Raw genomic sequence first — 18,580 nt, forward strand, 5'->3', positions numbered from 1 at the left:
CTGAGTCTAACGGCCGAGCCGCGCAGATCAGCCGTTAAAAATGTTTCCCGATATTAGGCAATTGCTACTGACGCATGCCGCGGCCGCTGACCAGCAGACGGATACACACGCCATACAGCACGGCAGTGGCGACCAGCATAAAACCGATGGCCACGCCGATACGGATATCGGACACCCCGAGAATGCCGTAGCGGAAGGCGTTGACCATATGCAGCACCGGGTTGGCCAGGGACACCGTTTGCCAGAACTGCGGCAGCAAGGTGATCGAGTAGAACACCCCGCCCAGGTAGGTCAAAGGCGTCAGCACAAAGGTCGGAATGATCGAAATATCATCGAAGTTGCGCGCGAACACGGCGTTGATAAAGCCGCCTAGGGAGAAGATGGTCGCGGTCAGCAGCACCACCAGCACGGTCACGCCGAGGTGATGCACCTGCAGCTTGGTGAAGAACAGCGACAGCAGAGTGACGATAAAACCCACCGCCAGGCCGCGCAGCACGCCGCCGACCACATAGCCGGTGAGGATGATATGCGGCGACACCGGCGAAACCATCAGTTCCTCGATGGAGCGCTGGAACTTGCTGCCGAAGAAACTCGACACCACGTTGCCGTAGGAGTTGGTAATCACCGACATCATGATCAGCCCCGGCACGATGTACTCCATATAAGTGAAGCCACCCATGTCGCCGATCTGACTACCGATCAGGTTGCCGAAGATCACGAAGTACAGAACCATGGTGATCGCCGGCGGCAGCAGGGTCTGCGGCCAGATGCGGGTAAAGCGGCGGATCTCGCGGTAGACGATGGTGCGCAGCGCCACCATGTTGGCGGTGAATTCGGAGTTCAGATAAGCCGTGCTCATACCGCCACCTTCGCCAGATTCTTCTCGACCAGGGAGACGAACAGCTCCTCCAGGCGGTTGGTTTTATTGCGCAAGCTGAGCACCTCGACATTCTGCAGAGCCAGCTGACGGAACAGCTCGGTAATGCCCTGAGCCTTGTCCACCTGCACTTCCAGGGTGTGCCCATCGAGCAACTGCGCCGGGTAGCCAATTAGTTGCGGCGCAACCAGCAGCGATTCCTTGAGGTCGAGCAGGAAGGTCTCCACATGCAGCTTCTTCAGCAGGTCCTTCATGCTGGTGTTCTCGACAATCCGCCCGTGGTCGATGATGCCGATATTGCGGCACAGCTGTTCGGCCTCTTCCAGGTAGTGGGTGGTCAGGATAATGGTGATGCCCTGCTCGTTCAGCTCGGTGAGAAAGCTCCACATCGAGCGACGCAGTTCGATATCAACCCCGGCAGTCGGCTCATCGAGAATCAACAAACGCGGCTGATGCACCAGGGCGCGGGCGATCATCAGGCGACGCTTCATCCCGCCAGACAGCTCGCGCGACGGCACGTTGTGCTTGCCCCACAGGCCGAGCTGGTTGAGGTACTGCTCGGCGCGCTCCTTGGCGATTTTCGCCGGGATACCGTAGTAACCGGCCTGGGTCACGACGATGTCGAAGGCCTTCTCGAACTGGTTGAAGTTGAACTCCTGCGGCACCACACCCAGGCAGCGCTTGAGCGCCGAGGACTGTTTGTCCAGGTCGTGACCGAACACGTTCACCGTGCCGCTGCTTTTAGTCACCAGGGTGGAAAGAATGCCGATGGTGGTGGATTTGCCGGCACCGTTGGGGCCGAGCAAGGCGAAGAAATCGCCTTCAGCCACGTCCAGGTCGATGCCATGCAGCGCCTGGAAGCCGTTGCCATAGGTCTTGGTCAACTGGCGAATGGACAGAGCAGTACTCATAAAAATGCGCACACCTGATCAGAGAAAAAGAAATTCGAGAGGGGCTGCGCCACGCAGCGCGAAGTGGCCCAAGTCTAGCGCCTGGAACATCGCCACCACAGTATCTTTGCGCACAACTGCCGCCCCCACGGCTGGGCAGCAGCCTACCAGCGCCAGGCGCAGATTAAACCCGGCAGTTTCCGATGGTGCTTATCAGCCCTGTCGATACATCAGCCGGGCACGGCCTCGGCCGCGAAGTCGCCACTGATCGATATCGCATCCTCGGTAAACAGATGCGGGTAGCAAGCGGCCAGATGACCGAAGAACAGCTGCTCCGGCACATCGGCAAACTGGCCGTGGTCATGCAGGTATTCCATATAACGCTCGCCCTGCTGGTTGAACGGGTGAAATACGCTATCACTCAGGCCATCGAACTCCAACGGCGCCACTTTGAATACCCGGCACAGCGCCAGGTTGAACGCCGGCGTAGCCTTGACCCAACGGCCGTCGAGAAACAACTCGGTGTAGCCATGCATGGCGAACACTTCACTGCGCAGCATTTCCAGCAGCCGTGGAGTGGCCAGATGGTTGCGTACATCGGCCAGGCCGATGCGCGCCGGGATGCCGCAATGGCGGGCGCAGGCGGCGAGCAAAGTGGCCTTGGGCACGCAGTAACTCTCCCCTGCCTGCAATGCGTGACTGGCTTTCAAGGTGTCGGCGTCGCGGCTGAATACATAGGGGTTGTAGCGAATTTCATCGCGCACCGCGTAGTACAGATTGATGGCCTGCTGACGCGGGTCGCGGCTGGCCCCGCGAAACTTTTCTGCGAACTCCACCAGCGCTGGGTGGTCACTATCGATGAAGCGGCCGGGCTCGAGGTATTCACGCATCAAGGTTTCTCCATGGCTGAGAAACCAGTCTAGCGACGCGAGTCCAGCCAATGTCACGACGATTCAGCCAAGCTCACCGCTCTTGTCGCCATCAATGACGACTACGCTCGTGATGGTGCGTAAAAAGCGCATTGTCATCATGGAGGATTCTGCATGCTCGCTCTCTGGTTACTCGCCCTGCTGTTCGGCACGGCCTTTCTCGCCCATCGGCGCACGGCTCCCCTGCCCGCCCTGGGCATAGTGGCCGGCTTTTTGATTTTGATGGGCGTGTTCAGCCATGCACCTGTCTGGCTGATGGGCCTGTTCTGGCTACTCCTGCTGGCCGTGGCCTTGCCACTGCTGTTGCCGCAACAACGCCGCAGCCTGTTCACTGCACCGTTGTTTGCCTGGTTCAAGCGCGTGCTGCCGCCGATGTCGGCCACCGAACGCGACGCCATTGAAGCCGGCACGGTGTGGTGGGATGGCGAGCTGTTCAGCGGCCGCCCGGACTGGGACACCCTGCTCGCCTACCCCAAGGCGCAACTTACCGAGGAAGAGCAGGCGTTTATCGATGGTCCGACCGAAGCGCTGTGCGCCATGGTCAGTGACTGGCAGATCGGCCAGCAGATGGACCTGCCAGCCGAAGCCTGGGCACATATCAAGAGCCATGGCTTCTTCGCCCTGATCATCCCCAAACAATACGGCGGCAAGGGCTTTTCCGCCTACGCCCACTCCCAGGTGGCAATGAAGCTGGCCACCCGCTCCGGCGACCTGGCATCCACCGTGATGGTGCCCAACTCTCTCGGCCCTGCCGAACTGCTGCTGCACTACGGCACCGACGCCCAGCGTGACCATTACCTGCCGCGCCTGGCGCGCGGTGAAGACATCCCCTGCTTCGCCCTCACTGGCCCCCTGGCCGGCTCCGACGCCGGCGCCATGCCGGATACCGGAATCATCTGCAAAGGCCAGTGGCAAGGCGAAGAAGTCATCGGCCTGCGTCTGAACTGGGAAAAACGCTATATCACCCTTGGTCCGGTCGCCACCCTGCTCGGCCTGGCCTTCAAGGCCTACGATCCCGAGCATCTGCTGGGCGAAGAGGAAGACCTCGGCATCAGCCTGGCCCTGGTACCCACCGAAACACCCGGCGTCGAAATCGGCCGTCGCCACCTACCGCTCGGCGCCGCCTTTATGAACGGCCCCAATTCCGGCAAGGATGTGTTTATCCCGCTGGACTACCTGATCGGCGGTGAAGAAATGCTCGGCAAGGGCTGGATGATGTTGATGAACTGCCTGTCGGTGGGCCGCTCGATCTCCCTGCCCGCAGTCGGCACCGGCGCGGCCAAGTTCACCAGCCTGACCACCGGCCAGTACAGCCAGGTCCGCGAACAGTTCAACGTGCCGCTGTCCGCCTTCGAAGGCATTCAGGAAGCCCTCGCTCGTATCGGCGGTAACGCCTGGCTGATGGACAGCGCACGCATCCTCACTGCCAATGCGGTGGATCTGGGCGAGAAGCCCTCGGTGCTCTCGGCCATCCTCAAATACCACCTGACCGAACGCGGCCGCGAATGCATCAGCCACGCCATGGACGTGCATGGCGGTAAGGGCATCGTCATGGGCCCGAACAACTACCTGGCGCGCTCATGGCAAGGCGCACCGATCTTTATCACCGTGGAGGGGGCCAATATCCTCTCGCGCAACCTGATGATCTTTGGTCAGGGCGCGATTCGCTGCCACCCCTACGTGCTCAAGGAAATGGCCCTGGCCAGCCGTGAAGACCAGGATCAGTCGCTGCAGGAATTCGACAAACTGCTGCTGCAACATATCGGTTTTGCCGTCAGCAATGCCGCCAGCAGCCTCCTGCTCAGCCTCGGTTTTGGCGTCTTCAGCCAGGTGCCGGGCGACCGCATCAGCCGCCCTTATTTCCGCGCGCTCAACCGCCTGGCAGCGTCCTTCGCCCTGCTCGCCGACACCAGCATGATGCTGCTTGGCGGTGAGCTTAAACGCCGCGAACGCCTGTCGGCGCGCCTCGGTGATGTACTCAGCCACCTGTACCTGGCCTCGGCGGCGCTCAAGCGCTACCACGACCTCGGTTACCCGGACCATTCGCAGCCCATGTTGCGCTGGGCCGTGGAAGAAAGCCTGGGCAAGGCCGAGCAGGCGCTGGAAGAGCTGCTCAGCAACTTCCCCAGCAAACTGCTCGGCTGCGCCCTGCGCTTGCTGGTATTGCCATTGGGCCGCCGACACAAAGGCCCAAGCGATGAACTGGACGCCGAAGTGGCCGGTATTATCGGTCGCAACAGCGGTGACCCGGCGCTGGAGGAGCTGCTCGAAGGCTGCTACCGCCCACAAGCCGAACAGGACCCCGTGGGTGCCCTGCAATATGCAATGAACTTGCTGCAGGACGTACAGGGCATGCAGAAGAAACTGCACAAGGCCGTCAAAGCCGGCCAGGTACAGGAACTGCCAGGGCAAAGCCTGATCGATGCCGCGCTGGCTGCAGGCGTTCTCAACACGGAAGAGGCCCACAGCCTGCATCAGGCCGAAGCGGCGCGCCGGGTAGTCATTGATGTCGATGACTTCGCCAAGGAAGAACTGACTCTAGGCTCCGGCAAGGTGCGTTAAGCAGACAGGACAGCGGGCGACGCGAGCCTTATACTTGCGCGCCCGTTTTACCTACAGGATTGCCCCCATGGCCAGCACCCACATCGACCATCACCTCGCCCTGCTGCAGCACCTGCGCACCATCCTGGTCGCCCTGGGCGAAGCCGAGCAGATTCTCGATGACAGCCACGCCATGTACCTGGAGCGCTACGACGAATTGCTCAGCGACCTGCCGAGCGACCCGGAAGCCAGCCTCTACCTGGGTCAGGACCTGATCAGCCAGATCTTTCAGCGCTACCCGCAGATCGCCCATCTGGTACCGCGCGACCTGCTGTGGTTCTTCGGCGGTGACTGCCTGCATTTCATGCCGGACGAAGAAATCGAAATGTACCAAACCCTCGAAGAACGCCGCTTCTACGCCGAAGAAAACGACGAACCCTTCGACTGGAACCAGGAAAAACAGCTGCTGGCCATGCCCGCGCAGGGCAGCAAGCACTAAACCTCAGCCAGAAACAAAAAAGCCCGCACGGCATAACCGGCGGGCTTTTTTATATGCTTCATAACAGAAACAAAAACGCCGCTCAGTGAGCGGCGTTTTCGTTTATTTGGAGCGGGAAACGAGACTCGAACTCGCGACCCCGACCTTGGCAAGGTCGTGCTCTACCAACTGAGCTATTCCCGCAATACAGCTTGGTACTAAAAATGGCGTCCCCTAGGGGACTCGAACCCCTGTTACCGCCGTGAAAGGGCGGTGTCCTAGGCCACTAGACGAAGGGGACCTTGGAACTTTTCGGCTACCTGCCTGAGCAGATGACCTGAATTTGGAGCGGGAAACGAGACTCGAACTCGCGACCCCGACCTTGGCAAGGTCGTGCTCTACCAACTGAGCTATTCCCGCATACAACTTGGTTTTTAGCAGCACACTTCATAAAGAAGTGGCGTCCCCTAGGGGACTCGAACCCCTGTTACCGCCGTGAAAGGGCGGTGTCCTAGGCCACTAGACGAAGGGGACGCAGCCCGGAAACTACAACTTCTATCCGGCTTCTACACGTTTTGCCGTGAGGCATTGCGCTACGAAGTGGCGCGCATTCTATGGAGCCTTGCAAGGCCCGTCAACCTCTGTGTAAAAATTTTTATAAATCAAAGACTTCAGCGCCGAATGTGAGGCAGCCCTATCAGCCTCCCGGCTAACGCACTACACTCGGAAGAAAAACCGGTGATCGAGAGGCTCCACCCATGTCCCCACTCGTGATTACCATATTGATTGTTTCTGGCATCGTCGTATTGATCGCCATTGCCTATATCAATCATATGGTCGAGAACAACAAGCTGGAGAAGGCACGCATCAAGGCCGACCTCAATGATCGCCTGCGCCGCTGCACGGACCTCGCCGAAGCCCTCCCCGGTCAACTGATGTCTCCAGCCTTGAAGCTGATGCTCAGTCGCCTGCAGTTGCACTTCAGTGAACGCATGCTGCCGTTGGACAAAGGCAACAACGCCCTCAAGGCGCGCATTGAAGAGCTGCGCAAACTAATTGCCCAAGGCGAGTCGATTGCCGTAAGCAACCCGCCGCAACCCATTGCCAATGAAGCCAAGGCCAAGGAAGTGCGTTTCCAGCTGGAAAACCTCCACGGCCAACTGACCCGCTGCGCCAAAGACGGGATTATCCCGGCCAACGAGGCCAAACACTGGCTGAAAGAAGTGCGCCATATGCTGACCCAGGTGCATATCGAATTTTTCGGCAACCTTGGCCAACAGGCCTTGCAGCAGAACCAGCCAGGCCAAGCGCGTCTGGCGTTCGAGCGCGGCGTGCAATACCTGCGCAAACAACCCGACCCCACCCCTTACCAGAACGCCCTGAAGAAATTCGAAGAGCAGCTAGCGCGCGCCAACGCCATGGTTCTGGAAAGCAGCAAGCCCGCCCCCGACCAGCCCAGCGAACTGGACGCCGGCCTTGAATCTCTCGGCGGTGACGACGAATGGAAGAAGAAGAACATCTACGACTAACCCCTCCAGCGCGCAGTTTGCGCGCTACCGCCCTGCCCACGAGTGCCGCGCATGAGCCTGACCGTTTACGGTGCCCCGCTGTCGCCCTTCGTCCGTAAAGTCCGCCTGTTTCTGGCTGAAAAGAATCTGGACTACCAGCTGGAAATCATCCTGCCGTTCGGCCAACCGGCCTGGTATCGCGAGCTGAGCCCGCTGGGGCGTATTCCGGCCCTGAGGGATGGCGACTTCACCCTCGCCGACTCGAGCGTGATCTGCCAATACCTGGACGACAAACACCCAGAACACCCCACCCTGCTCGGGCAGAGTGCCGAACAACGCGCGCAGGTACGTTGGCTGGAGAAATACGCCGACTATGAACTGGCCCCGCTCTGCACTTTCAGCGTATTTCGCAACCGCACACTGAAACCCAGTATGGGCCAGAGCTGCGACGAAGCTGCCGTACAGAAAGCCCTGCACGAAAAGCTGCCTGCGCATTTCGACTATTTGGAACAGACCCTCGGTTCAGCTGAATACCTAGTCGGCGATAGCCTGACCCTGGCCGACCTGGCCCTGGCCTGTCAGCTGATCAATATGCAGCACGGCGGCGAGCAACTGGATGCGCAACGCTGGCCCAACCTGAGTGCGCACTATGCGCGAATCACCGCACGCACCTCGGTGCAGGCTGTATTGCCGGGCGAACTGAAGATGCTCGCCAAGATGGCCGCCAAGGCCTGAATAATCGCTGCCGTCCAACAAAAAGCCCGGTGATTGCCGGGCTTTTTTTGCCTTACCTTTAGCGCTGACTCAGCAATCGGTCAGTTCGATAAATACCGCGACTAACCGCTCGATACCAGCCTGATCCGCTGCACTAAAACGTGCCAATGACGGGCTGTCGAGATCCAGCACGCCAAGCAAACGGCCGTCCTTGAACAGCGGCACCACCAGCTCGCTATTTGAAGCGCTGTCGCAGGCGATATGCCCGGCAAATGCATGTACATCTTCAACGCGCTGAGTCTGCCCAGTGGCCGCTGCGGCGCCGCACACGCCGCGACCGAAGGGAATCCGCACGCACGCCACCTTGCCTTGGAACGGCCCAAGCACCAGCTCCTCGCCACGAGCCAGGTAGAAACCCGCCCAGTTCAGGTCGCTCAGCTCCTGAAACAGAAATGCCGAAAACTGCGCCGCATTGGCAATAAAGTCGCGCTCACCCGCCAGCAGCGCCTGCAGTTGCGCCACCAGCAAGGGGTAGCCATCGAGCCCCTGCCCGCTTTGTTGTAGATCAATCATCGTGCTTACTCAGTAATTGCAGGCCCACCCAGTCACGGGCGAATTGATAGGCGCAGCGGCCATTACGGTTACCGCGGCCCAGGGCCCAGCGTATGGCCGCCTTTTCCAGCTCGTCATGCCATTGCCAAGCCAAACCGGCCTGCGCGGCATGCACCTCGACCCAGTGGCGGACCACGTCGAGGAAGTGTTCCTGGGTGAATGGGTAGAACGACAGCCACAGGCCGAAACGGTCGGACAGCGCGATCTTGTCTTCCACCGCCTCGTTGGGATGCAGCTCGCCATCCACCCGCTGCCAGCTTTCGTTGTCACTTTGTTTTTCCGGCAACAGATGGCGACGGTTGGAGGTGGCATACAGCAACACATTGTCCGGCGCACGCTCCAGGGAGCCGTCGAGCACGGTTTTCAGCATGCGGTAATCGCCCTCGCCGGCCTCGAACGATAGGTCATCGCAGAACAACACAAAACGCTGCGGTAGCTCGCTCAGCTGCTCGACGATGTGCGGTAGATCGGTCAGATGATCACGTTCAATCTCAATCAGACGCAGCCCCGCTGCCGCATGCTCGGCCAGTAGCGCCCGCACCAGCGATGACTTACCCGTACCACGCGCGCCCCAGAGCAACGCATGGTTGGCCGGCAGGCCCTGGATAAACTGCTGGGTATTGCGCGCCAACTGAGCACGCTGGCGATCCACCCCGATCAGATCAGCCAGCCCCACATCCAGACTGACCTTGAGCGCTGCGAGAAAGCCGCTGCGGCCATCGCGCTGCCAACGTGCCGCCAGGCTCTGCTGCCAGTCGATAACCGGGCGCTGTGCCGGCAGCAATGGCTCTAAACGTGCCAGTACAGCCTCGGCACGCAACAAAAAATCACTCAAACGCGAATCCACAACACACTCCAGGTTTTTTGAGCCGTTCTGCCACTGCCGTCCGGCAAAACAGATGGGCTATGCTTGGCAGGCGATTCAACATGAGAACAACCGGCCCATATGGATATAGCGCTAACCCAACGCCTGTCATTCAAACAGGCCGGCTTGACCGTATTGGTAGCCTTTATCCTCGGCACGGCGCTCAGCTTGATGCAAGTGGGCATCGATTATGCCAGCGAAGATGCCTCCATCAACCGCGAGATTAACGCGCTGATGGAAATCAGCCACAACCCGGCTGCGCGCATCGCCTACAACATCGACGCCGAACTGGCCCAGGAACTGGTGCTGGGTCTGCTGCGCTCCCCGGCGGTGATCAGCGCGCAGATCATCGACAACAACCAGCTGACCCTGGCCAGCGTCAGCCGCCCGGCCATGGAAAGCCGCTATCGGATAATTAGCGACTTTATGTTCGGCGAACGCCGGCACTTCGAGACCGCGCTGTTCGTCAGCCATTCGCCCAGCGAAGCCCTCGGCAAGCTGAGCCTGGAAGTCGACACATATGCCTTTGGCAGCCACTTTCTCAATCGCTCGCTGCTGACCCTGCTGACCGGCTTCGCCCGCAGCCTGCTGCTGTCGCTGATTCTGCTGGTGATGTTCTATTTCATGCTGACCAAGCCGCTGACTGGGTTTATCCGCGCCCTCAGCGAGCGCGACCTGCGCAGCCCCAATAACGCCAAGCTGCCCTACCCACCCAACCATGAACGCGACGAGATCGGCGTACTGGTCGATGTGACCAACCGCCAACTGAGCAGCATCGCCAGCGAAATCGAGCAGCGCCAGCAAGCCGAAGCCCGTCTGACCCGCTACCTGGCTGAACTGGAAGACATGGTCTCGGCGCGCACCGAGCAGCTGGAAGCCGCCAACAGTCGCCTGCTCGACTCCAACCGCGAGCTGGAGCAAGCCAAACGCACAGCTCTGGACATGGCCCAGGCGCGCTCGGCCTTCCTCGCCAATATGAGCCACGAGATTCGCACCCCGCTCAACGGTCTGCTCGGCATGCTCGCACTGTCCCTGGACGGGCCACTGAACAACGAACAGCGCCAGCAGCTGTCGATTGCCCACGACTCAGGCAAGGTGTTGGTGGAGCTACTTAACGACATTCTCGACCTGTCGAAATTCGAGGCCGGGCAGCTGGAACTGGAACAGATTCCCTTCGACCTCGGCAGCATGGTGGAAGAAACCGCCAACCTGCTGTCGCAGAACGCCGCGCCTGGTGTGGAGCTGACCAGCCTGATTGACCCACAACTGCCCAACCAGCTGCTCGGCGACCCGACGCGGGTCAGGCAGATTGTCAGCAACCTGCTGTCCAACGCCTTGAAATTCACCCGCTTTGGCCGCGTCGATATCAGCGTCAGTGCCCAGGCCGGCGGCGTCAGGATCATTGTCCGCGACACCGGCATCGGCATTGCCGAAGACGCCCAGGCGCGGATCTTCCATCCATTTGCCCAGGCCGGGGTTGGCATCACCCGGCAGTTTGGTGGCACCGGCCTAGGCCTGGCCCTGACGCGCCGTCTCTGCGAAGCCATGCACGGCCAGCTGAGCCTGGAGACACGGGAAGGTTTCGGCAGCACCTTCTGCGTCGATCTACCGCTACCCGGCCAGACCAACGCTAAGCAGCTTCCCCTGTTGCACGGGCGCATTATCGGGCTCAGCCCCGCCAGCTCCGGGTTGAGTGAACAGCTGGCAAGCCTACTGCCAAGCTGGGGCCTGCAGTATCAGCACCTGGACGCCGATGCCGCGCTGGGCACGCTCGATGCCGACCTGCTGATCAGCGATTGCCCGCAGCGTTTGAATGAGCTGCGCACGCTTTCCAGCCTGCCGATTCTGCTGGTCAGCGCCTATGGCAACTTTCTCAGCAGCGAGCAGGTGGAAAAACTTTCGCCTATCGAACAACTGGCCCGGCCGCTGTCACGCCAGGCGCTGCTGCAGGCCTTGCGCCGCACCCTCGGCCAAGGCGAAGCGCATGCCGCCGAGCAGCACAGCGAGCCGCAGCGAAACCGCCAGGCGCGTGTACTGCTGGTGGAGGACAACCCAGTCAACCAACTGGTGGCCAAGGGCATGCTGGGCAAACTCGGCTGCGAGGTACTGCTGGCCAATCACGGCGGCGAAGCACTGACCCTGCTGGAGACCCAAGCCGTCGATCTGATTCTGATGGACTGCAATATGCCGGTCATGGACGGCTATGAAACCACCCGGCGGATTCGCCAGAAAACCGAATTCGCCGAGCTGCCGATTATCGCCCTGACGGCCAACGCGCTATCCGATGAGCGCGAGCGCTGCCGCGCTGCGGGAATGGACGACTACCTGGCCAAGCCCTTCCGCAAAGATGAGCTGGCGGCCCTGCTCGATCAGTGGTTAAGCACCATAAACTGATCAAGCAGCACACCGACCTGGCTGCGCAACGCGGCAACCTGATCGAGATCAATCCCGCGCTCGCACAGCAGCTGGCTTTTCAGCGGCAACACCTGCTCACGCAAGGCGCAGCCGGTTGGGGTCAGCGCCAGATGCACCTCACGCTCATCACTGGCCGAACGCTTGCGCTGCAACAAACCTTGCAGCTCCAAACGCTTGAGCAGCGGTGTCAGCGTGCCGGAGTCGAGCAACAGCCGCTCGCCCAGCGCCTTGACCGTCGGCAACGCAGGCGGTTGCTGCTGCCACTCCCACAGCACCAGCATGGCCAGGTACTGCGGGTAGGTCAGGCCGAGCTGATCGAGCATCGGCTTGTAGGCGCGGATTACCGCCCGTGAAGCGGCGTAGAGCTTGAAGCACAGCTGGTTGTCCAGCTGCAGCCCCTCATCCGCGTGCAGACTGGTCGGGATCATTTCAGCAGCGCTTCGATCTCGGCAGTCAGGTCTTCAGGCTTGGTAGTCGGGGCGAAACGCTTGATCACCGTGCCGTCGGCACTCAGCAGAAACTTGGTGAAGTTCCACTTGATGCCCTGGCTGCCGAGCAGGCCTGGCGCGCTTTTCTTCAGATTGACGAACAACGGGTGGGCATCGCTGCCATTTACATCGACCTTCTTGAACAGCGGGAAGCTCACACCGAAGTTCAGCTCGCAGAACTCGCTGATCGCGCCCTCATCACCTGGTTCCTGCTTGCCGAACTGGTTGCAGGGGAAGCCCAGCACCACCAGACCTTGGTCCTTGTACTGCTGCCAGACGTTCTCCAGGCCCTTGTACTGTGGGGTGAAGCCGCACTTGCTGGCGGTGTTGACTACCAGCACGGCCTTGCCGCCGAAATCAGCCAGGGTCTTCTGCTCGCCCTTGATGGTGGTAACCGGAATATCGAAGAGTGCGTTGCTCATGCTGGTCATCCTGAGGAGTGGGAATGGACGCAAGATAGCGAGCAATTAAATTGCATGCAATTTAATTAAAGCAAGATAAGGCCCGCTAATGCAGGCCTATGCGATGGCCTTAAGCCTTCGGCACCAGCTTGAGCGAAGCCGAGTTGATGCAATAACGCAGCCCCGTTGGCGCCGGCCCGTCGGGAAATACATGGCCCAGGTGAGCATCGCACTTGGCGCATTTGACTTCGATACGGTGCATGCCGTGATTGAAGTCATCCAGACTGGCGATGGCCTCGCTGCTGACCGGCTGGAAGTAACTCGGCCAGCCGCTACCGGAGTCGTACTTGGCATCCGAGTCGAACAGCTCGGCCTGGCAGCAGGCGCAGTGGTAAATACCCGGCACCTTGCTGTCGTGATACTGGCCGGTAAAGGCGCGCTCGGTGCCGCCCAGGCGACAGACGTGAAACTGTTCCTCGGAAAGCTCTTCGCGCCAGGCTTCCAGGGGTTTTTCCAGCTTGTTCACAGGCAAGTCTCCTCTACATGAAAAAATCGCCGGGAGCGATTTTTAACGTCGCGCAGCGACGGCCCAAAGGGTGGCGGCCATGGATGGCGTGCCATAAAAAAGCCCGACCAGTACCTTTGCCAAGGTCGGGCTGCCACGTATCATTCGACCCCAGTCTGTCACCGGCGTTACAACCTGCCAAGGCTCGTCAGATCGGGGCTTTTTGCAGGGTAATTCAGCGGCGTTCCACCATTCGGGATCATTTACATGCAGTTCAGCAAATCGAACAAGCTCGCCAACGTCTGCTACGACATCCGCGGGCCGGTGCTCAAGCACGCCAAGCGCCTGGAGGAGGAAGGTCATCGCATCCTCAAGCTGAATATCGGCAACCCGGCACCGTTCGGTTTCGAAGCGCCTGAGGAAATCTTGCAGGACGTAATCCGCAACCTGCCCACAGCCCAGGGCTACAGCGACTCCAAGGGCTTGTTCAGCGCGCGCAAGGCGGTGATGCAGTACTACCAGCAGAAGCAGGTGGAAGGCGTTGGCATCGAGGATATCTACCTCGGCAACGGCGTGTCTGAGCTGATCGTGATGGCCATGCAGGCGCTGCTGAATAACGGCGATGAAGTGCTGATCCCAGCACCCGATTACCCGCTGTGGACCGCTTCCGTAGCCCTGGCCGGCGGCAAGCCGGTGCATTATCTGTGCGATGAGCAGGCCGGCTGGTTCCCTGATATCGCCGACATGCGCGCCAAAATCACCCCGAACACCAAGGCCCTGGTGCTAATCAACCCGAACAACCCCACCGGCGCGGTGTATTCCAAGGAAGTGCTGCTGGATATCGTCGAATTGGCGCGCCAGCACAACCTGGTGCTGTTCTCCGACGAAATCTACGACAAAATCCTCTACGACGATGCCGTGCATATCTGCACCGCCTCGCTGGCCCCGGACGTGCTCTGCCTGACCTTCAACGGTCTGTCCAAATCCTATCGCGTGGCGGGTTTCCGCTCCGGCTGGGTAGCGATTTCCGGGCCCAAGCACCGTGCGCAGAGCTATATCGAAGGCATCGACATCCTCGCCAACATGCGCCTGTGCGCCAACGTGCCGAGCCAGCATGCAATCCAGACCGCACTGGGCGGCTACCAAAGCATCAATGACCTGGTGTTGCCGCAAGGCCGTCTGCTGGAGCAGCGCAACCGCACCTGGGAACTGCTCAACGACATCCCCGGGGTCAGCTGCGTCAAGCCGATGGGCGCGCTGTATGCCTTCCCGAAGATCGACCCCAAGGTCTGCCCGATCCATAACGATGAGAAATTCGTCCTCGATCTGCTGCTCTCGGAAAAGCTGCTGATCGTTCAGGGCACCGCCTTCAACTGGCCGTGGCCGGATCACTTCCGCGTCGTCACCTTGCCGCGCGTGGATGAGCTGGAAATGGCCATCGGCCGTATCGGCAGCTTCCTCAAGACCTACCAACAGTAATCGGAGCAAGCCATGAGCCAGGGCAAACGCTATCTGCTGACCGGTGCCAGTTCTGGCATCGGTGCCGCCCTGGCCCGCGAGTTGGCGGCCAAGGGTTACGACCTGGCGCTGGCCGCACGCCGCGAAGACAGTCTGCATCTGCTGGCTGCCGAGCTGCAGGCGCGTTTCAAGCGCAAGGTGGTGGTGCTACCGCTGGATGTAACCGACTACGAAGCCTGCCAAGACGCTGTGGGCCTGGCTGCCAATGCCCTTGGCGGGCTGGATGGGATTATTGCCAACGCTGGTATCGCCCTGACCGGCAAAGCCGGCGGTGGCCACTTCAAGCGCGCTCGACTGACCGTGGAAACCAATCTGATCGGTGCGATTGCCTGTCTAGATGCCGCCTGCGCATTGTTTCGCCAACAAGGTCACGGTCATCTGGTCGCCGTCGCTTCAGTCGCCGGCAAACGCGGCCTGCCGCACACGGCCGCTTATTCGGCGAGCAAGGCCGGCCTGATCAGCTATATGGAAGCCACCCGCGCCGAACTGCTGGGCAAGAACATCGACACCACTCTGCTGCTACCGGGCTTTATCGACACGCCACTGAACAGCGACATGGCCAGCCGACCTTTCCTGATTGACGTAGAACGCGGCGCGGCGCTGATCGCCAAGCACATCGACAAACGCCGTGTCAGCGCCTACGTGCCTGGCTGGCCCTGGGCGCTACTGGGCCGCGTGCTGCCTTACCTTCCAACCTCAATGATTGGCAAATTCTGATGGACCTGCAGATCGACGACTTCTACAAGGATGCCGCCGCCGGCATGCTGACCCTGTACCAGGCGTTCCCCAGCAAAGCCGCGCTGTATGTCGAAGACCTGATCGGCCGTGAAGAGCCGGATGAATTCGGCCTGCCCACACCACGCCATCAAAGCTGCCTAGGCGCCCTGCTATGGCTCGCCGAGGAAGGCTATATCCGCTTCGACACCACTATCGGCTACGACGCCCTGGATCAAGCCGTACTCAGCGAAAAAGGCTTTCTGCGCCTGACTCGCGGCGTGCCCCATGCCCTGCGCGAGGGTGATGCCTTGCCGCCTAGCGTCCGTCGCGTGCATGCCACCCTGGCCTTTCAGCTGCGCGAAGCCCTCGGCCAGCGGCATGGCGAACGCGTCGCGCGCCTCACCCGCCTGCTGTTCGAATCCAACCTGAACGGCGCAAGCGACATAGTTTGAAATAGTCGCCAGGTTGAAGTGCCGGGGGGTGCGCCCTTATATAGCCGTCATAACCAACAGTGGCCGTTGAAAAACCAGGCGAAGCAGCCAGAACAGGGTTTTCAGCGGCCTGATAGATGTTTCCCGTGAGGAGTCTCAATACACCATGATGCGCATTATGCTGTTCCTGGCCACCAACGTTGCGGTGTTGATCATCGCCAGCATCACCCTGAAGTTGCTCGGGGTCGACCGCTTTACCGGCCAGAACTATGGCAGCCTGCTGGTTTTCTGCGCCGTGTTCGGTTTCGCCGGCTCGCTGATTTCGCTATTCCTGTCCAAGTGGATGGCGAAGATGAGCACCAAGACCGAAATCATCACCCAGCCACGCACCCGTCACGAACAATGGCTGCTGCAGACCGTGGAAGAACTGTCCCGCGAAGCCGGGATCAAGATGCCGGAAGTCGGTATCTTCCCAGCGTATGAGTCCAACGCCTTCGCTACCGGCTGGAACAAGAACGACGCCCTGGTAGCGGTCAGCCAGGGCCTGCTGGAGCGCTTCTCGCCCGACGAAGTACGCGCTGTGCTGGCCCACGAAATCGGCCACGTGGCCAACGGCGACATGGTCACCCTGGCGCTGATCCAGGGCGTGGTGAACACCTTCGTAATGTTCTTCGCGCGGATCTTCGGCAACTTTGTCGACAAGGTGATCCTGAAAAACGAAGACGGCCCAGGCATTGGCTACTTCGTCGCGACCATCTTCGCCGAGCTTGTACTCGGTATCTTGGCCAGCATCATCGTTATGTGGTTCTCGCGTAAGCGCGAATTCAAGGCCGACGAAGCCGGCGCCCGCCTGGCCGGCACTGGTGCAATGATCGCCGCCCTGCAGCGCCTGCGCGCCGAACAGGAAGTGCCGGTCACCATGCCTAACAGCCTGACCGCCTTCGGCATCAACGGCGGCCTGAAGGGCGGCCTGGCTGGCCTGCTGCTGACTCACCCGCCACTGGAAGTGCGTATCGAAGCCCTGCGTCAGCGCGGCTAAGCATAACGCAGACGAAAAAGGCGGCCCACGGGCCGCCTTTTTCTTTTCCGACTTCAGGCCTTACGCAAGCGATAAACCCGCTCATCCAGGCGCTCAAGGCCGCGCTTGAGGAACTTCCAGTTGTCGCCCAGTACATCGCCGCATGCCAGCTCCTCTAGCTGCCAATCGGGCGTAAACAGTCGCTGCACCTCGTCATCCGCCACAGCGAAGGGCGGCCCGTCCATCTGCGTCTGGTCATAGTCCAGGCTCACCAGTAAGCCCTGGCTGCCACTGGGTAAAACCTGCGTCAGGTGCGCCGCATAACGGGCGCGCATCTCCGGTGGCAAGGCAATAAGTGCGGCGCGGTCATACAGCGCAGTGCAGCCGGCAAGCTGCTGGGCAGTCAGGGCGAAGAAATCACCGCAGTAGATCTCCACAACGCCAGCCCGATAAAGCCTGAAAGCGCCCACCTCGCTGACCTCCGGCTGCAGCTTATGCTCGGCGAAGAAGTCCTCCACCGCACGCTGCGCCAGCTCAACACCGACCACCTGATAGCCCTGCCCCGCCAACCAGGCCAGGTCCAGGCTCTTGCCACACAGCGGCACCAGCACCCGCGCACCGTCCGGTAAACCCAGCGACGGCCAGTACTGCTGCAGATACGGATTGACCTCAGGCAGATGAAAGCCGATTTCACTGCGCGCCCAACGCGACTGCCAGAATTCTGCGTGCATAAAAGCTCCTGTAAAAATTCAGCTGAGAATCGTGCCGCAACGCAGCCAATAAGGCCAAGGGATTCGGCCCGCACAAAACCATCTATTAAAGCGATCAAAACACCTTAGCTTTTGCGCTTTTATGCACAGATTGGCTGATAGAAGATACAAGTAATACATCAGGAGTCTGCCATGTCACTGCCCAGCCTATTTATCTCCCACGGCTCACCCATGCTGGCCCTGCAACCCGGCGCCAGTGGTCCTGCTCTCGCCCACCTGGCCAGCCAACTACCCAGGCCGCGCGCCATTGTGGTGGTTTCGGCGCACTGGGAAAGCCGCGAACTGCGGGTCGGTGGCGCGGCGCAACCGCGAACCTGGCATGACTTTGGCGGCTTTCCTGCCGAGCTCTATCAAGTGCAATACCCGGCGCCTGGCAACCCAACGCTAGCGGCGGAAATAATCCAACTGCTGGCCGCCGCCAACCTGCCAGCGCAGCTCGACGCCGAACGGCCGCTGGATCACGGCGCCTGGGTGCCCCTGACCCTGATGTACCCACAAGCCGATATACCCGTGGTGCAGGTCTCGCTGCCTAGCCAGCAAGGCCCGGAGTTGCAACGCCAGGTCGGCCAAGCCCTGGCCAGCTTGCGCACGCAAGGTGTGCTGCTGATCGGCTCCGGCAGCATCACCCACAACTTGGGCGAACTAGACTGGCACGCAGGCCCGGATGTCATCGAGCCCTGGGCACAGGCCTTTCGCGACTGGATCGTGGAGAAACTAACCGAGCAGGATCATGCCGCTCTGCAGGACTACCGCCAGCAAGCACCCTTTGCTGTGCGCAACCACCCCAGCGACGAACACCTGCTGCCGCTATTCTTCGCCCAGGGCGCAGGCGGACAATTCAAAGTCGAGCACAGAGGCTTTACCCTGGGCGCGCTGGGGATGGACATCTACAGCTTCGCCTGA

The 18,580-nt window shown here is 60.5% G+C and carries 19 protein-coding genes and 4 tRNA genes; 10 read left to right on the plus strand and 13 right to left on the minus strand.

Features of this window, described 5'->3' with window-relative positions:
* Window positions 1–64: 64 nt before the first annotated feature.
* The 3 genes from ACQ4LH_RS15555 to ACQ4LH_RS15565 all read right to left on the minus strand — a co-directional run bounded on the left by ACQ4LH_RS15555 (window position 65) and on the right by ACQ4LH_RS15565 (window position 2,657).
* On the minus strand, window positions 65–844 hold the full coding sequence (locus ACQ4LH_RS15555; RefSeq protein ID WP_090251084.1) for an ABC transporter permease: 780 nt from the start codon (window positions 842–844) through the stop codon (window positions 65–67).
* An 11-nt stretch (window positions 845–855) separates the two neighbouring features.
* On the minus strand, window positions 856–1,788 hold the full coding sequence (locus tag ACQ4LH_RS15560) for an ABC transporter ATP-binding protein (protein ID WP_430697980.1): 933 nt from the start codon (window positions 1,786–1,788) through the stop codon (window positions 856–858).
* Window positions 1,789–1,997: 209 nt separating this feature from the next.
* Window positions 1,998–2,657 (minus strand): transglutaminase-like domain-containing protein, encoded by a 660-nt coding sequence (locus tag ACQ4LH_RS15565; protein WP_430697981.1) that lies wholly within the window; start codon window positions 2,655–2,657, stop codon window positions 1,998–2,000.
* 153 nt (window positions 2,658–2,810) lie between these two features.
* Here ACQ4LH_RS15565 and ACQ4LH_RS15570 point away from each other — a divergent pair, with 153 nt between their 5' ends.
* Window positions 2,811–5,258 carry an acyl-CoA dehydrogenase gene (locus tag ACQ4LH_RS15570; RefSeq protein ID WP_430697982.1) on the plus strand — a complete coding sequence of 816 codons (2,448 nt, stop codon included), beginning with the start codon at window positions 2,811–2,813 and terminating at the stop codon, window positions 5,256–5,258.
* A 67-nt stretch (window positions 5,259–5,325) separates the two neighbouring features.
* The gene (locus tag ACQ4LH_RS15575; protein WP_430697983.1) at window positions 5,326–5,736 is read left to right on the plus strand and encodes a PA2817 family protein; all 411 of its coding nucleotides are present in this window, start codon (window positions 5,326–5,328) and stop codon (window positions 5,734–5,736) included.
* Between the two features lie 107 nt (window positions 5,737–5,843).
* Here ACQ4LH_RS15575 and ACQ4LH_RS15580 read toward each other — a convergent pair.
* The 4 genes from ACQ4LH_RS15580 to ACQ4LH_RS15595 form a co-directional block, all read right to left on the minus strand.
* A tRNA-Gly gene (locus tag ACQ4LH_RS15580) sits at window positions 5,844–5,919 on the minus strand.
* Between the two features lie 21 nt (window positions 5,920–5,940).
* Window positions 5,941–6,016: transfer RNA gene (locus ACQ4LH_RS15585), tRNA-Glu, on the minus strand.
* Window positions 6,017–6,059: 43 nt separating this feature from the next.
* Window positions 6,060–6,135 (minus strand) — tRNA-Gly (locus tag ACQ4LH_RS15590).
* Window positions 6,136–6,173: 38 nt separating this feature from the next.
* A tRNA-Glu gene (locus ACQ4LH_RS15595) sits at window positions 6,174–6,249 on the minus strand.
* A gap of 224 nt (window positions 6,250–6,473) precedes the next feature.
* Here ACQ4LH_RS15595 and ACQ4LH_RS15600 point away from each other — a divergent pair.
* Window positions 6,474–7,244 carry a hypothetical protein gene (locus tag ACQ4LH_RS15600; protein ID WP_430697984.1) on the plus strand — a complete coding sequence of 257 codons (771 nt, stop codon included), beginning with the start codon at window positions 6,474–6,476 and terminating at the stop codon, window positions 7,242–7,244.
* 51 nt (window positions 7,245–7,295) lie between these two features.
* Window positions 7,296–7,958 carry a glutathione S-transferase family protein gene (locus tag ACQ4LH_RS15605; RefSeq protein WP_430697985.1) on the plus strand — a complete coding sequence of 221 codons (663 nt, stop codon included), beginning with the start codon at window positions 7,296–7,298 and terminating at the stop codon, window positions 7,956–7,958.
* Between the two features lie 69 nt (window positions 7,959–8,027).
* Here the strand turns inward: ACQ4LH_RS15605 and ACQ4LH_RS15610 are convergent, their stop codons facing one another.
* Both ACQ4LH_RS15610 and ACQ4LH_RS15615 read right to left on the minus strand, forming a co-directional pair.
* A complete protein-coding gene (locus tag ACQ4LH_RS15610; RefSeq protein WP_430697986.1) occupies window positions 8,028–8,510 on the minus strand; it encodes a GAF domain-containing protein in 483 nt (160 codons plus the stop codon).
* A complete protein-coding gene (locus ACQ4LH_RS15615; RefSeq protein WP_430697987.1) occupies window positions 8,503–9,396 on the minus strand; it encodes an ATP-binding protein in 894 nt (297 codons plus the stop codon). Before ACQ4LH_RS15615 ends, ACQ4LH_RS15610 begins: the two co-directional genes overlap by 8 nt.
* 99 nt (window positions 9,397–9,495) lie before the next feature.
* Here ACQ4LH_RS15615 and ACQ4LH_RS15620 point away from each other — a divergent pair, with 99 nt between their 5' ends.
* On the plus strand, window positions 9,496–11,808 hold the full coding sequence (locus tag ACQ4LH_RS15620) for a response regulator (protein ID WP_430697988.1): 2,313 nt from the start codon (window positions 9,496–9,498) through the stop codon (window positions 11,806–11,808).
* Here ACQ4LH_RS15620 and ACQ4LH_RS15625 read toward each other — a convergent pair.
* The 3 genes from ACQ4LH_RS15625 to msrB all read right to left on the minus strand — a co-directional run bounded on the left by ACQ4LH_RS15625 (window position 11,784) and on the right by msrB (window position 13,244).
* Window positions 11,784–12,257 carry a MarR family winged helix-turn-helix transcriptional regulator gene (locus ACQ4LH_RS15625; RefSeq protein ID WP_430697989.1) on the minus strand — a complete coding sequence of 158 codons (474 nt, stop codon included), beginning with the start codon at window positions 12,255–12,257 and terminating at the stop codon, window positions 11,784–11,786. The two genes, ACQ4LH_RS15620 and ACQ4LH_RS15625, sit on opposite strands and share 25 nt — an antisense overlap.
* Window positions 12,254–12,739: a glutathione peroxidase gene (locus ACQ4LH_RS15630; RefSeq protein WP_090387165.1), complete on the minus strand. Its 486-nt coding sequence runs from the start codon at window positions 12,737–12,739 to the stop codon at window positions 12,254–12,256. The genes ACQ4LH_RS15625 and ACQ4LH_RS15630 overlap by 4 nt, the downstream gene beginning before the upstream one ends.
* A gap of 109 nt (window positions 12,740–12,848) precedes the next feature.
* Window positions 12,849–13,244: a peptide-methionine (R)-S-oxide reductase MsrB gene (gene msrB / locus ACQ4LH_RS15635; RefSeq protein WP_430697990.1), complete on the minus strand. Its 396-nt coding sequence runs from the start codon at window positions 13,242–13,244 to the stop codon at window positions 12,849–12,851.
* 246 nt (window positions 13,245–13,490) lie between these two features.
* Between msrB and ACQ4LH_RS15640 the strand changes: the two genes are divergently transcribed.
* The 4 genes from ACQ4LH_RS15640 (at window position 13,491) to htpX (ending at window position 16,928) form a co-directional block, all read left to right on the plus strand.
* Entirely contained in the window at window positions 13,491–14,702 is a 1,212-nt protein-coding gene (locus ACQ4LH_RS15640) for a pyridoxal phosphate-dependent aminotransferase (RefSeq protein WP_305591725.1), read from the plus strand.
* A gap of 12 nt (window positions 14,703–14,714) precedes the next feature.
* Window positions 14,715–15,458: an SDR family NAD(P)-dependent oxidoreductase gene (locus ACQ4LH_RS15645; protein WP_430697991.1), complete on the plus strand. Its 744-nt coding sequence runs from the start codon at window positions 14,715–14,717 to the stop codon at window positions 15,456–15,458.
* Window positions 15,458–15,910, plus strand: a complete 453-nt coding sequence (locus tag ACQ4LH_RS15650) for a hypothetical protein (protein WP_275961474.1) — start codon at window positions 15,458–15,460, stop codon at window positions 15,908–15,910. Before ACQ4LH_RS15645 ends, ACQ4LH_RS15650 begins: the two co-directional genes overlap by 1 nt.
* Before the next feature lie 145 nt (window positions 15,911–16,055).
* On the plus strand, window positions 16,056–16,928 hold the full coding sequence (htpX, locus tag ACQ4LH_RS15655; protein WP_430697992.1) for a protease HtpX: 873 nt from the start codon (window positions 16,056–16,058) through the stop codon (window positions 16,926–16,928).
* A gap of 53 nt (window positions 16,929–16,981) precedes the next feature.
* Here htpX and ACQ4LH_RS15660 read toward each other — a convergent pair whose 3' ends face one another.
* Window positions 16,982–17,638 (minus strand): thiopurine S-methyltransferase, encoded by a 657-nt coding sequence (locus ACQ4LH_RS15660; protein WP_430697993.1) that lies wholly within the window; start codon window positions 17,636–17,638, stop codon window positions 16,982–16,984.
* 171 nt (window positions 17,639–17,809) lie between these two features.
* On the opposite strand from ACQ4LH_RS15660, the gene ACQ4LH_RS15665 reads away from it, so the two are divergent.
* Window positions 17,810–18,580, plus strand: a complete 771-nt coding sequence (locus ACQ4LH_RS15665) for a DODA-type extradiol aromatic ring-opening family dioxygenase (protein ID WP_430697994.1) — start codon at window positions 17,810–17,812, stop codon at window positions 18,578–18,580.

This window comes from Pseudomonas peli (assembly GCF_050563605.1).
Lineage (GTDB): Bacteria > Pseudomonadota > Gammaproteobacteria > Pseudomonadales > Pseudomonadaceae > Aquipseudomonas > Aquipseudomonas peli_A.